Origin of the sequence: Belnapia arida (assembly GCF_016773205.1) — a bacterium.
Lineage (GTDB): Bacteria > Pseudomonadota > Alphaproteobacteria > Acetobacterales > Acetobacteraceae > Belnapia > Belnapia arida.
This window is the reverse complement of the sequence record NZ_JAETWB010000032.1, coordinates 1-13,479: the sequence shown is the minus strand read 5'-3', so window position 1 is coordinate 13,479 and position 13,479 is coordinate 1. Positions and strand designations below refer to the sequence as shown.

The following is a 13,479-nucleotide window of genomic DNA, read 5'->3' as shown; positions in this document are numbered from 1 at the left end:
CCCAGGCGACCGGCAGCGCCCCGGGGGGAGAACGTGCCGAAACGGGGGGTAAACGTGAATTCCCCCGATTCTTCCTGGGGGGCTAACGAGAGGACTCTAATAGTTAGATTCCAATTAGTTTCAAATAGCCCCGTCACGTTATCCCCCCATTGACGCCAGCGACCGCCACCGCTGATGGTCCTGACAGTTCGGGGCTGATGCGATGAGCGATGTCGATGGAGGCGTGCGCCAGCTTGTGCTGGTTCACGGGCGGGACAAAGCCCGGACGATGGTCGAGCCGGAGCAAAAGCGGCTTGTGGACATCGCCGCTGAGGTAATGGGCGACGAGGCGGGCAAGATCGGCATCACCTACACTGGCTTCTGCCTCACTGCCCTCCCACACAAGAAGCTCGCGGACGAGCAGCTATGGGAGAAGAAGGGGCATCGAGTGACGCTGGTGGTCGAGCCGGGGACCATCCGGCACACGAAGGGCACCGGCAAGTCCATCCGCATCGGAGTGCCCTACGGCGCGCGGGCTCGCATGATCCTCCTCTACCTGCAGACCGAGGCCGTGCGCAGCAACAGCCGCGAGGTCGAGCTTGGACGCTCGATGCGCGACTGGCTCGGCCGGATGGGGCTCTCCTGGGGCGGCGAGACCGGCAAGGCATTGAGGGAGCAGGCGACGCGGATCTCGGCCTGTTCCCTCAAGTTCTATTGGGATGGCGACAGCGCCGAGGCGTGGACAAAAGGGGGCTTCGTGAGGAGTGGCCTGCGGTTCCACAACCGGGCGCCTCTTAATGACCGGCAGACCGATTTGTGGGAGGACCGGGTCGTCTTGGACGAGGTCTTCTGGGACGCCCTGCGGCACCACCCGGTACCGCTCCGCGAGGCGGCTCTGCGGGAATTGGCTGACCGATCGGCCTCGCTGGACCTCTACATCTGGCTCGCCTACCGCCTGCACACGCTGAAGAAGCCGACGCCGGTCCGCTGGGCTGCGCTGAAGGAACAGTTCGGCAGCCACTACACTGTGGGCCGGAACTTCCGGCGGGACTTCCGCCTCGCCCTGGCGCCCGCAGTGGCGGCCTATCCGGAAGCGCGCGTGGAATATGACGAAGGCGACGCCGGCCTGATCCTGTTCCCGAGCCGTCCGCCCGTCGCGCCGCGGCTGGTGGCGGTGGGGGGATAACGAGACCCCCCCCTCGCGTCACGTTCACCCCCCACCCTGGAAGGGCTGATGCTATAACCCCGGGCTTCAGGGGCCACACCGCCCTTCGGCCCAATAGGGGCTGGCGCCGAGCTGGTCGCGCTTGAGGAACCCGTCGCTGCGCTCGATGATAAGGCTGTTCGTTTAGGCGGCGCTGCCATCGGACTTCAGCGGCAGCCAAGTATGGGCGCAGCGGGTGATGTAGCCCTTGCTGACCAAGCCGGTGCCGCAAAGCTGCCTCCGCGTCCATTCCAGCATCTTACCGATCATCGGCTCCTGATGACCTTTCAAGAGCATCTCGACAGGCTCCCGCCCGCCGGATCAGCGTCTCGGACTTGCCCGAGCCGGCGCCGGGTTCAGGGGCGCGAGATGCGCGGACATAGTGACATCCCGGCAGGCTGGGCTAGACCAAGGTGGTCTGTGGCCGCTGCGGGTTGCTGGCCGCCGAGCCTGCGGCGCGGCAGGGCAGGGGCGCCGGATGGCTGGCGCCCTCGTCAGGCCCGGCATAACCATCATCGGCGATCAGCCGCAGCTGCACCCCGGCACCAGCAGCGACCGCAGGGGGCATCTCCAGCGGCACTGGCCAGAAGCACTCGACCCGGTCCACGCGGCCAGTGCCGTCGGTCTCGACCGCCAGGCGGAAGGCCAGCCCCTCGGCTGCCGCCTCGCCCAGCGCCAGGGAGAGCTGTTGGACCTCGACCTCCTGCCGTTTGAGGGTGCGCTCGGTCGGTTCCTCGGCGGCACCGCGATAGAAGCGCACCGGCACGCCGTTGTCGTTCCCGCCGATGACGAAGACGAAGTGGGCGCTGTCGTCCAACACCTCGAGCCAGGGGTAGTCACCTGAGCTGGCAGCCCGCTCCAGCCGGTGCCGGCCGAAGGCAAAGGCGCGGCAGCCGACCGACCAGGGATCGTCGCCGAGTTCGTAGCTGACCATCGCCAACGCATCGCGCCGGGTGTTGGCCAGCATCCGGGCGCAGACTCGCAGCCGCTGCTTGCCCTGAGCCCCATCCTGCGGGCGATTGAAGGGACGTCACGCGACCGCTAGGCACTACACTATCAAAGGCAAACAAGATGATTAGCATCCGCCCCGGCAGTAATCCGCTTGGGTAGAGCCTTCCGAGAACACTATGCGCGAACTCACTGACACAGCCTGGTTTCATCAGATCGCCGGAGCATGAATTTGGCGTTTGCGTTTGGCTGAGCCGCTTGATAGGTATTTTTATCTAAGAATCAAAGCCGATTCGTTTTTGTTTCTTATCGGACTGGTTACGAGCTGGTAGCCGAGAAGACAGTGTGCGAGGCATCTGCTTTGTCTGAGCCCATTGGCAGACGCGAAGTTGGTGCCACCAACTGGGGCAACGGCTACTCCGCGATCTACGAGGAAAAGAGCCGCAAGAGCCTCGAAGCTCGCCAGCGTCGGGCAGGACGACAAACCCCTTCAATCGCTACCCTTGCTGCCCGCGCGGCAAAGCTTGCGACAGCACGGGATCGCGTTGACGCGCGTTTTGCCGAAGCTCGGCGCAGGCCGGGCTTCACGAGCAGCTGGTGGTCTTTCGTGGTTCTACATGCCCGGGGTGGGGATCCCGATGCCAAGCTCATTTGGCGCGCAGAATGTCAGGAAGCTTGGGCAGAAGAACGCCGTGCCCAGCGCGCTCGTATTCGATACGCGGTCTACGACCGCCTGACCCGTGGCTTTTATTGGCCTGGCGGCCTGATCGGCGGCAGTTCAGATTGTTACCGCCCGGCTTTCCAGTACCTTGGCTTGGTTTCGAACGAGCACCCTATCCTCAAGCTTTTCGTTGCCAGCACGCCACGTGCCCGCGATCTTCGCACCGGTGACACCAAGGTTCGCCAGGATCGCGTGGGTTCCAAGCTCCTGGCTCTCGATAGCCCATACGTAACAACGGCCCGAACCATGAGCCGTGTCCTGCGGGTCGACATCGATCGTGTTTTCCCGGGCGCCTTCGTCGAGCTTGAGGATGCAATCACCGCCTGCGGAGTACCGCTTCCGAATATCGCGGTTGGCCACCTCGACACCTCCGGACGCTTCCTGCGGCCGCACCTTATTTGGCTGCTTGAGGATGCTGTTGCTTTCACCAGCAAGGGCCGGGAGGGCCCCAAGCGGTTGTATCGAGCTGTCCTCGATGCTCTGACTGCGGCCCTGCTGCCGATCGGCGCCGACCCTGGCGGTCGGACCAATGCCCTTCGGGTGAAGAACCCGCTCTGTCCGGCTTGGTCCTCTACCATTCTTAGCGAGACTCCATTCGCCCTGGCCCCTGACACCCGCGATCCGAAAGCCGAGAAGGGCCTCGTCGCGTTGAGCTCTAGTCTCGACCTTGCCACTGCCCAGGCTCGGCTGCAGATCGCGAGTGCTGAGAGCCCAATCGCCACTCCTGTCCCTGACCATCCCGACCCTGCCATTACTGGCCAATCGAATGCTCTCTTTCAGGCTTTGAGCGTTTGGGCCCGCACGCAGGTTGGGCGGCACCGCGATGAAGGTGAGGGGGCCGAGGAGACCTTCGGTGCCGCGGTCCTGGACGAAGCTTTCCGCCTTTCAGAGGCTGGTCTGGCGACGGACGTGCAAGCCGCGGTCACCGCGAAGAATGTTGCGCGCTGGACCTGGCGGCATTACCGACTGGCGCATAAATCGCCTAATTTATCTCTTGAGGAGCGCAGGGCACGGCAAGCGTCCGGCCAAGCGAAAGGCGCTGTGTCCCGCCGTGCCGCAACACTTGCTGCTTGCATCGCTGCCGCCCGCGATCTGCAGAAGCGTACTCAACTTATGACACAGATTGCCGTCGCCGGTGCGGCTGGACGAAGCCTCCGCACCGTTCGCGAGCATTGGCACATCATCCTCCATACTCTGCAGGCACCAAGTGAGGTAGCGGCAGTTCAGGTTGACATAGATAAAAAGCAATCCGGTTGGTCGAGCTGCTTTGCCGGTGGGGGCTCTGCCCCCACCGGCTTTCTGGCCACCGGAGCCGACCCTCTGGCCACCGGAGCCGACCCTCTGGCCACCGGAGCCGACCCTCTGGCCACCGGAGCCGACCCTCTGGCCACCGCTCGTTTTAAACCCAGTGTAGGGCGGCGTCGGCGTCCACCACGGCGCGCTTGGAAGAGTGGTGCTATCCAGGCAGGCTACGAGGCTGGCGAGGGCCTCACAGCGCTTGCTCGGAAGTATAAGGTTCATCCGAGCGCCATTTGTCATGCAGCCAAGTATCATGGTTGGTCGCGGCCGGAATCGTGCATCGCGGGCGGTTACACCAAGGCCCAGCCTGCCGTGCAGGATGCTGTTCGAGCCGGATATGAGGCAGGAAATATTTATCAGACAGCTCGGCGCCTTCAATGGTTTCGGCTTGATCGGCGCCGTCGGCAATAGGGCGTCAGATTTAATACCGACAGCTTGGGTGGGAGTTCGCGTTTTGCGACGGTAGCCAGGCTTGGCGTTCCACTGTTTGGAATTTTGGGCCCCCGTGCCTTTCGAGGAGAAATCGGAGATAGACATCACCGTCATGGCGAAGCGCCGTGAGATGCTTACCCTGCCAGTGCTGCTCGCCACCACCGCCGGCAATGCCCAGGCCTTGAGGCCCGACCGTCCGGTGCGGCTGCTGATCGGTTACCCGCCCGGTGGCCCGACCGACCTTATCGGCCGGCTTGCCGCTACCGGTTTGCAAAGGGCCTGGGGTCAAACCGTGGTCGTCGACATCAGAGCAGGGGCCTCCTCTTCGGTCGCGGCGGAGGTGGTGGCGCGCGCTGCCCCGGACGGGCTAACCCTGTTCTTCGCGTCCAATGCTGTCGTGCTGAATGCGGCAATCCATCCCAGCATGCCCTATGCGCTGCCCGACAGCTTCGCTCCGGTGGGCACCTTCTGCGCGGCGCCCAACGTCTTCTGGTGTGCCGCCGGCCAGCCCTGGCGTGACCTGGAGGCGGTAGTTGCGGCAGCTCGAGCCCAGCCCGACACCCTGGCCTATGGCATCACGGGAGTAGGTGGTACAGGGCATTTTGGTGGAGAGACGGTATGCCGGGCGCTTGGCATCTCCCTCACCCACGTGCTCTATCGCGGCACCGCTCCCTTGATGCAGGACGTCGTTGGTGGCCGGATCCCGCTGCTGGCTCATGGGATGGCGGGCGCGGTGGGTCCGTATCAGGCCGGGCAGATCCGACCGCTTGCCGTCCTTGGACCGAAGCTTGCGCAGGAATTGCTTGAGGTGCCGACCATGGCGGAGCTTGGCCGTCCGGTACCGGATAGCGGCCTGTGGTTCGGCATCATGGCGCCGGCCAGAACGTCAGCTGCTCTGGTGACACGCATGGCGCCGGACCTCGAGGCGCTCGCCGGCTCGGCCGATACCCGTGCGAAGCTTGCCACTCAGGCTGCTGTGCCAGACTTCCTGAGCCCAAAGGATTTTGCCGCGCGCATCCGCGCTGACCTGACAACTTGGCAGGGGATCGCACGGAGCGTAGGCATCAAGGCGGAGTAGCTGGTTGGACCAGCGGTGCCTTTGTCTCCTCGCGCGCCGGCCTATGCGCATGCGTGGTCCAGCGCCGGCGTATCGGGGGCTAGGGCGAGGGGGGCAGGCTGAATCCGGTACGGGCAGTCAGCCTGCGGCAATACGGCGCACGAGCTTTGACGCTTTCGAAAGCGCTGCCACCATGCCGCCTTCGGCCCTCACGGCGGCCAACGCCTCCGCCCGGCGCTCAGCCGCTAGAGCATCGCCTGCGACCGGCTCAGATAGGGCGATTTGCAAGATCGCAGTCAGCTCGTCAAAGCGCCGCTGCTTGGCGGCATGTCGATCAGCTCGGGTTTGGCGTCGGGAACCGTCGTCGGGCGTTCCCGCATCTCCCAGCTCATCGTCAGCTTCGGCTTCGGCCTGGTGCGCGGTGGGCGAATGAACCATGTCATGGCGATCGCCCGCCGGATCGCGCTGCCAGCCGAACCGCCTGGCCTTCTGCCGGATGGTGCTCTCGTCCACCGCATGGATCCTGGCCAGGATTCGTGTGGCGATCCCGGCCTGGTACCTGGCCTTGAGGTCGTCCCATTGCAGGGTGGAGAGAGCCATGACGGTCGGTCCCTGAGGATCGGCGAGCGGACAAGACGCGGATACTATCGCAATCCGTGGCGGCAGTGCCGTGCCTTGCTGAGGCTGCTGCCCTTGGCATTGGGGCTGTGAGACAAGGCCTGGAAGCACGCTGACAGAGTGGGTACCTGCCCCAGTCTGCCAAGCCGCATACCCCCCACCACCATCACCGACATGTCGGTCGCATCAGACGGGAGAGCCGAGCCTGGCTACCCGCCCGGGCTCCGAAAGCCAGGCTCGATCCGTACCCGACCGTGGAAAGCCGGAGGCCTGCGCTGTTGGACGGATCGGGGCCTGCTATTTGACCACCGGGGCAATGGGCCGGGGACGGCCGTCACTGGCATTGAGCCGTCGTGGTGCACGTGAAAGCGGCAGGTACGCAGGGGGTACGCAGCATTTTCCTCGCGCGCGAGGCGGTGCGTACCTGCGGCCTGACCCTGTCCAAGGCGGCCGGCATGCTGCCTTTCGCCAGCCGGATGGACTGACGAGCTCCTCAGCCACCCGCCGCTGAAGACACCCAAGGTGCGCAGAGGGGGGAGGGGTGCGCAGGGGGTGCGCACCATTTCCCTCGCGCGCGGGGAGGGTGCGAACCTGGGGTGCGCACTCCCCTCGTCGGCTTCGCGTCAGCATGGCGGGCGCCATCCCGGGCCAGACGGGCCTCGGCGGCAGGCCGCCCCGCTCATGCCAGCGGGCCTTCTTTTCGTTGCAATATTGAAAGTAGATGGCAGCGACCCAATATCTGGTGGACGAGAGGCATGACCCCGTCGGCACCCTCGCTCCCCTGACAGCATCGCGTGTCATCCACTTCCGAGGGTCGAGCACAAGCCGGCCGGCTATGGATTGGCCCGACGCATCCCAGAGGATGCCCGGCGGCCATCCCGCGCCGCCCCTGATGGGGCTCAGGACCGGGTCCTTGACCTCCCGTCTTTCTGGTCCTCGCTGCCGGGCCGGTTGCCCTGGTGCTGCCCTCAGCGCCATGGCCGCCCGCCGCCGCGCATCCGGCACTGAGCCGGCCGCTTCTGCGAACCCTCCCTTGCCAGCGGTGGCATGGGGACAGCGGCGACCAGCGGTAATCAAGATTGCCAGCCATCCGCTGGCCCACAGGCGCCTGCCGCGCCATGCGAACGCCGGACCCACCTGGGCCAGCCGCCGTGTCGCACCCGGCCAGCGCAACGTCCGCCCCACCCCCTCCAACCCGTCTCGGCAGCTCCGAGCCGACCGTCGCGATCCCTTGAGCAAGGCCGGAACCTCGTGTTGGAGATCGCATGACCCCCATCAACACCCTCAGCTACCACGGCGCGCCGATCCGCCTCCGCGGCGCCATGCTGAACCTGACCGATATGTGGCAGGCGGCAGGGCGGCCGGAGAACCGGCGCCCGACTGACTGGCTGATCCTCGATGAGACCCAGCGCTTTCGCGCGCATGCCAGGGTCCATTGGACCGAACTCGAAGACCCGGCCGTCGATAATGCCGTCCTGGACGGCATTATCCGCACTGACAGCGACGGCTTCGTCGCCACGCTTCGTGGCCGCCACGGCGGGACCTGGGCGCATTGGCAGCTCGCGCTGTCCTATGCCCGCTACCTCTCGCCGCAGTTCCATCTCTGGTGCAACACCGTCGTCCGCGCCGCCATCGAGCGGCGGGCCGGCCTTCCGGCCGCGGGCCACGACCCGCTGCTGGCGCACCTCGCCCAGCAGTTCCAGCAGCTGCACCGCCGCATCGACACCCTCGAGCGGCATGCCGCTGACCTGATGTTCCTGATGCTCTCCGCACAGGAGGTGGTGCTGGGGAACCGGCTGGAGTTCACGGAGCTTGGCAGAAGCCTCATCGCCAAGGCGGTGGCGGCCGAACCCTTCGGTGGCCAATGTCCCTGCTGCCGCGCAGTGCCCGTTCTCGCCAGGACAGGCCGGACGGTGCCTGGCGCCGAGTATGACCATTTTTTCCATCGCGGGCTGAACAAGCCCGAGCATGGTTGGCTGGTCTGCGCCGCGTGCCATGCCGAGCTGACCTATGGCGGATACCTTGTTCGCTTTGCCCGCATCCCCGAGTTCCGCGCCTTCCAGGCCGCGCTGCTCGAGCAGCGGCGCAGGGTGCAAGCCCGCGCCGGCACCCCGCCGGCGTAGTCGTGCCTATCCAATGCCCAGGCCTTCCCTAGCGGAGGGCCGCGGAGCCCCATGGCCTCATAACCGAGGCCATGGGGCTTTTTGCGTTCCCGGGCACGATCGACCGGGCAATCCCGATGGCGCTGATTGCGCCTATGCTATGGTTCGGTGACGGAGCGCACCGAACCATCTACCACGCCGCCCTCGCGCCTGCCTTGAGACTTCCATCCGGCGCTGGCCGAGGAGAGGCTGCCGATCTGTGCCCGGATGCTGGCCAATGCACCGCGCAACGCCCTGGTCATGGCCAGCTACGAGCTGGGCGACGACCCCTGGTCGGTTGAATGCCGGGCATTCGCCTTTGGCCGGCATCGGCTGGAGCGGGCCGTCAGCTCGGGCGACTACCCCCTGGCTCGAGGCGCTAGATGACAGAGCCCACTTCGTCTTCGTCATCGGTGGGAACGGCAATGGCGTGCCAGTCCGCTTCTACCGCGGCACGGCTGAGGAGCCGACCGAGCGCACGCTTAAGCGCCAGGAGGTCGAGGTCCAACAGCTTTCCTGGCGCTGGGCGAGGTAGTGGCCGAGGGCCTCGCCTTTCGCTTGGCGGTCGAGACGGACGACGTCGTTCGCGTCGGCCGGGCGGTGTTCCTCACGCTGTGCCGGCATCACGCCTTGAACCTCCTGGTGGATCGGCGAAGATGGTCCGGCCGGGTTTTCCCGGCCAATTTGGGAGGGGAGCATGCAGCTTGCGAACAAGGCCGCGGTCACCGGCGTCGGTGACACGGACTACACGCGCGACGCTGGTGGGCGTAGTGCGCTCTCGCTGCAGCTCGAGGCTGCGCTCAACGCTATCTCGGATGCCGGCATTCGGCCCCAAGACATCGATGGCATCGTTATGCCCTCACCCAGCAGTCCCGTCGTCGCCGAGGAGCTGGTCACCAATCTCGGCATTCCCGATCTTCGCTTCTCCACCGGGACACCTCTTGGAGGCGCAGGACCGGTGGCTGCACTGCAATGCGCAGCAGCGGCCGTTGCTGCCGGCATCTGCTCGCATGTGCTGCTGTCGCTCGGCCGAACCGGCCGAACCGGACAGAAGATCGGCGCTCGCATTCAGCAGATGCCGCAGTTCCGCATCGTAGGCGAGTTCGAGGCTCCGAGCGGCGCCCTTGCGCCAGCGCAATACTACGCGCCGATGGCCCGGCGCCACATGGAAATGTTTGGTACCACGAGCCGGCAACTGGCCGAGATTGCGGTCACCACACGGCAGCATGCGATTTTGAATGGCAATGCTCGGATGACGACGCCGCTGACCGTTGAGGACCACCAGGCTTCGCGCATGATCGCCGACCCGCTACGACTGTATGACTGCAGTCTCGAAAGCGATGGCGCTGCCGCGGTCATCGTTAGCGCTGCCGACCGAGCGTGCGATCTCCGCCAGCCGCGGATCCTGCTCGCGGGAATGGCCGAAGGGCATCCGGATTCGCCGAGCGCCATCACCCAGCGCGGCGATATGACGCGACTTGGCTTAGCCAAGGCGGCTCCGCGCGCCTTTGCCATGGCGGGCGTAACACCTGCGGATATCGACGTTGCCGAAATCTACGATTGCTTCACCTACATCGTCCTATGCCAGCTTGAGGATCTTGGCTTCTGCGGCAAGGGCGAAGGCGGCGCCTTTGTCGAAGGCGGCGCGCTTGGGCTTCATGGACGGCTGCCGGTGAACACGCATGGAGGGTTACTCTCACAGGCCCATATCGCAGGGATGAACCACGTCGTGGAACTGGTTCGGCAGCTGCGCGGAGAGGCTGGCCGGGCGCAGGTACCCGATGCCGAAGTCGGCCTCGTCACCGGTTATGGCGACCTCGGTGACGGTACGCTCGCCATCATGACGCGAGGCTGACAACGATGAGCCAAACGACCCCCAGCAAGCCCCTGCCCGACCCGAGCCCGGAGACCCGACCCTATTGGGACGGGCTGGCCGAAGGCCGGCTGATGCTGCAGCGCTGCGCCGATTGCGGTAGTCTCCGCCACTATCCTCAACCTATGTGCGCTGCTTGCAATTCCATGGCCACGAACTGGGTTGAGGCTTCGGGCGAGGCGACGGTGCACAGCTGGACCGTCGCCTATCACCCCTTCCACGCAGCGTTCCGGGCGGAGCTCCCCTATGTGCTGGTGACGGCGGACCTGCCGGAAGGCGTGCGACTATTGGCGCAGTTGCGGGATGCCACAGCGGAGGCGCTGCGCCCCGGCTTGAAGTTGCGGATCGGCTTCGAGGCTAATGAGGCAGGCTTGACCCTGCCGGTGCTGCGCCTGACTGGAGCGTGACAGGTTTGAGTTGGCTCACCGACCTCGCCTCAGCCTTTTGAGTGCTCGGTTTACTCCTCTTCTGAGTCCAGTTGCGGTAATCGCGCCCTACTCCAGGGTGATGTTTGCCTCGCGGATGACGCGGCCCCAAAGGGCGGTTTCCCGCCGCAGGTAGTCGCGCAGCTCCTGTGGTCCGCCCGGCAGCAGGGCAACGCCGCGCGCAGCGAGGCTTGCCCGGAAACCCAAATCCGCCTTCACCGCCTGCAGCGCCTCTGTCAGGCGCTGAACTACCGGCTCCGGCGTGGCGGCCGGGGCAAACAGAGCCTGCCAGTACACCGCCTCATAGCCCGGCAGCAGTTCCGCAATCGCTGGCACGTCCGGCAACTGGTCCAGCCGCTGCGCCGTCGTGGTGGCAAGGGCGCGGAGCGAGCCATCCTGCAACTGCGTTGCGACATCCGCTGGGGTGGCCAGGAAGGCGGCGACCCGCCCAGCCCGCAGCTCGATCAGTGCCGGTGCGCCGCCACGAAACGGAATGTGCTCCAGCGCGACGCCAGCCGAGCGGTTGAGCAACTCGAGCGCTAAATGGTTGACCGCGCCGACGCCAGAGCTGGCGAAGTTGACCCGCCCTGGATGCGCCTTGGCATAGGCAATAAAACCGGCGAGATCGCGCGCCGGAAAGTCATCGCGCACTACCAAGAGGAAGGCGCTCATATAGGCAAGGCCGATTGGGGCGAGCTCCCGCTCCGGATCGCGTGGTGGTAGCTGCGGCAGCGCGGTCGGATTCGTTGCGAGGCTGTTGGAGCCCATCAGCAGGGTCGTGCCATCCGGCCGGGATTGCAGCACATAGGCAGAAGCGACCGAGGTCCCTGCGCCAGGCCGGTTGTCGACGACAACGGTCTGGCCGAGTTCCTGTCCCAGACGCTGCCCCAGCGCGCGCGTCATGACGTCTGAAAGACCACCGGGTGGAAATGGCACGACGATGGTGATGGGCCGGCTCAATCCGCCGCCTGCCGTTTGGGCGCGGGCTCGCGCAACAGCGCTCTGCAGCAGAACGGAGGACAGAAAAAGGCTGCGGCGGTGCATCATGCATCTCCCTGCGTACTGGGATCCGCTACGGCATGCAGCCGTGCTTCCAGTAGATGGCGTTGGACCTTGCCACTGGTGCTGCGCGGGAACTCAGCTTCTGGCAGGAAGCGGACGGCCTTCGGCACCTTGTAGCCGGCAATCCGGCTGCGACAAAGCGCCAGCACCTCGGCCTCTGTGAGGTCGGGTTCACGCGGCGCGACAAAGGCAACGGGCACCTCGCCCCAGCGCGCATCAGGGCGGCGCACAACCACCGCTTCGGCGACGCGCGGCGAAGCGAGCAGTACCTGTTCGATCTCTGCGGGATAGATGTTTTCGCCGCCCGATTTGATCAGGTACTTACGACGATCCACAAAATCGTAGGTTCCATCGGGATTGCGCCGCAACACATCGCCCATGTGGTACCACCCGGAGTGGAACGCCTCCGCGTCCGCCGCCGGGTCACCCCAATAGCCGCTGAACAGGCTGGGGCCGCGGAACACCGCCTCGCCCGGCTCGCCATCTGGCACGTCGCGTCCGTCCGGGTCGACCAACCGAACCAAGCAGTAAGAGCTCTGCAGCTTGGAGAGGCGCTCTGGCGCGGTGCCGATGGGAATGCGACCGCGGCTGAAGGGAGCAGGACCAGTCTCGGTGGAGCCAAAGGAATTACGGAACGGGGCCTGCAAGAGGGTAGTGATCTCGGCGATCTCGTGCCGTGGCACCAGATCCGCCATGGCACCACAGAGCCCGAGCGGCTGCAGGCGACGGGGCCTGCGCTGCAACTCCTCGATCATGCGGGCGAACATGCCGGGCATAAGCGATAGCCAACCAATCGACTCCCGTTCCAGCAAATCCGCTATGGCAGGGGGATCGAAGCTTTCCAGCACCACTACCTTGGCGCCATGCATCAGCGCAGCGAGGGTGCTGTCCGTCGCTCCCATATGGAACAGCGGCGTCCAAGCCACGAAGGCGCGGTCCGGGAAGAAGCTGCCATCGGTGCGGGCGATCATGCTGCGCGCGATCATTGCGCGGTGGCTGATGACTGCCGCTTTTGGCAGCCCCGTCGTGCCGCTGGTATAGAGAATGAGCAAGCCATCCTCCGGCTCCACCACGTTCAGCACCTCACTGGATGGCGCCGCACGGAGCATCGCTTCGTATTCTTCGCCAAGCTGCAGCACCGAGCTAACGCCGTGCTCGATGGCTGCCAAGCGACCCGCCTGGCGTTGAGAGGCGATGAGGAGACGCGGAGCTACAAGGCGCACGCAGTGCTGCAGTTCCGGGTCAGCCTGCCGCCAGTTCTGGCACGCCAGCATCGCGCCGAGTACTGCCGCCGCGAGCTGCAACTCGGCGTATTCAGGTCGGTTCTCCGAGAGCAAGGCGATCCGATCGCCGCGGCCAATCCCCCGCGCCGCCAGTGCCCGCGCCAGTCGATCAACACGCTCGCCTAGTGCGGCGTAGGTCAGCACATGGCCATTGCCCTCAAGGGCTATGCTGCGACTGTTTCGCTGGACTTGCTGCAGGAACAGGTCACCGACCGTCAGGCCGGCGGCCTTCGGTAAGGCTTGACCGCAACCTGCGCGAACGTCTGGCATGCAACCTTTCCTCCCATTCGGCCGAATAATGGCTTTTCCCCTCACGACTGCGCAGAGGCGTGCCCACTGACAGCACCCCCGACGTCGGATGATCGTGCCCCAACGCGTGGTGTAGGAGCGGTACTCCTGGGCGAGCTCGGGCCTCGTCAGGATGCCAGGGCGGGCAG

13 protein-coding genes are annotated in these 13,479 nt (G+C 65.5%); 7 read left to right on the top strand and 6 right to left on the bottom strand.

Annotated elements, in window-relative coordinates:
- Window positions 1-268 precede the first annotated feature (268 nt).
- Window positions 269-1,165 (top strand): replication protein RepA, encoded by an 897-nt coding sequence (locus tag JMJ56_RS26950; RefSeq protein ID WP_236038662.1) that lies wholly within the window; start codon window positions 269-271, stop codon window positions 1,163-1,165.
- 162 nt (window positions 1,166-1,327) lie between these two features.
- Here JMJ56_RS26950 and JMJ56_RS35045 read toward each other — a convergent pair whose 3' ends face one another.
- Window positions 1,328-1,453, bottom strand: coding sequence for a hypothetical protein (locus JMJ56_RS35045; RefSeq protein WP_268885115.1), 126 nt, complete (start codon window positions 1,451-1,453; stop codon window positions 1,328-1,330).
- A gap of 133 nt (window positions 1,454-1,586) precedes the next feature.
- Window positions 1,587-2,150: a hypothetical protein gene (locus tag JMJ56_RS26945; RefSeq protein WP_202834852.1), complete on the bottom strand. Its 564-nt coding sequence runs from the start codon at window positions 2,148-2,150 to the stop codon at window positions 1,587-1,589.
- Window positions 2,151-2,492: 342 nt separating this feature from the next.
- Between JMJ56_RS26945 and JMJ56_RS26940 the strand changes: the two genes are divergently transcribed.
- Entirely contained in the window at window positions 2,493-4,562 is a 2,070-nt protein-coding gene (locus JMJ56_RS26940; RefSeq protein WP_202834851.1) for a replication initiation protein, read from the top strand.
- Window positions 4,563-4,728: 166 nt separating this feature from the next.
- On the top strand, window positions 4,729-5,661 hold the full coding sequence (locus JMJ56_RS26935) for a Bug family tripartite tricarboxylate transporter substrate binding protein (RefSeq protein ID WP_202834850.1): 933 nt from the start codon (window positions 4,729-4,731) through the stop codon (window positions 5,659-5,661).
- Between the two features lie 117 nt (window positions 5,662-5,778).
- Here JMJ56_RS26935 and JMJ56_RS26930 read toward each other — a convergent pair whose 3' ends face one another.
- The gene (locus JMJ56_RS26930; RefSeq protein ID WP_202834849.1) at window positions 5,779-6,240 is read right to left on the bottom strand and encodes a hypothetical protein; all 462 of its coding nucleotides are present in this window, start codon (window positions 6,238-6,240) and stop codon (window positions 5,779-5,781) included.
- A 371-nt stretch (window positions 6,241-6,611) separates the two neighbouring features.
- On the opposite strand from JMJ56_RS26930, the gene JMJ56_RS35040 reads away from it, so the two are divergent.
- Together JMJ56_RS35040 and JMJ56_RS26925 are read left to right on the top strand one after the other, a co-directional pair.
- Window positions 6,612-6,743 carry a hypothetical protein gene (locus JMJ56_RS35040; RefSeq protein ID WP_268885114.1) on the top strand — a complete coding sequence of 44 codons (132 nt, stop codon included), beginning with the start codon at window positions 6,612-6,614 and terminating at the stop codon, window positions 6,741-6,743.
- Between the two features lie 780 nt (window positions 6,744-7,523).
- Window positions 7,524-8,381, top strand: coding sequence for a KilA-N domain-containing protein (locus JMJ56_RS26925; RefSeq protein ID WP_202834848.1), 858 nt, complete (start codon window positions 7,524-7,526; stop codon window positions 8,379-8,381).
- Window positions 8,382-8,778: 397 nt separating this feature from the next.
- Here JMJ56_RS26925 and JMJ56_RS35035 read toward each other — a convergent pair whose 3' ends face one another.
- Complete coding sequence (locus JMJ56_RS35035) at window positions 8,779-8,907, bottom strand: hypothetical protein (protein ID WP_268885113.1); 129 nt, start codon at window positions 8,905-8,907, stop codon at window positions 8,779-8,781.
- A 189-nt stretch (window positions 8,908-9,096) separates the two neighbouring features.
- Here JMJ56_RS35035 and JMJ56_RS26920 point away from each other — a divergent pair, with 189 nt between their 5' ends.
- The gene (locus JMJ56_RS26920; protein WP_202834847.1) at window positions 9,097-10,254 is read left to right on the top strand and encodes a thiolase C-terminal domain-containing protein; all 1,158 of its coding nucleotides are present in this window, start codon (window positions 9,097-9,099) and stop codon (window positions 10,252-10,254) included.
- Window positions 10,255-10,259: 5 nt separating this feature from the next.
- Window positions 10,260-10,679: a Zn-ribbon domain-containing OB-fold protein gene (locus JMJ56_RS26915; RefSeq protein ID WP_202834846.1), complete on the top strand. Its 420-nt coding sequence runs from the start codon at window positions 10,260-10,262 to the stop codon at window positions 10,677-10,679.
- Between the two features lie 87 nt (window positions 10,680-10,766).
- On the opposite strand, the gene JMJ56_RS26910 is transcribed toward JMJ56_RS26915, so the two are convergent.
- The gene (locus JMJ56_RS26910; protein ID WP_236038660.1) at window positions 10,767-11,744 is read right to left on the bottom strand and encodes a Bug family tripartite tricarboxylate transporter substrate binding protein; all 978 of its coding nucleotides are present in this window, start codon (window positions 11,742-11,744) and stop codon (window positions 10,767-10,769) included.
- A complete protein-coding gene (locus JMJ56_RS26905; protein ID WP_202834844.1) occupies window positions 11,741-13,312 on the bottom strand; it encodes a class I adenylate-forming enzyme family protein in 1,572 nt (523 codons plus the stop codon). Before JMJ56_RS26905 ends, JMJ56_RS26910 begins: the two co-directional genes overlap by 4 nt.
- Window positions 13,313-13,479 lie beyond the last annotated feature (167 nt).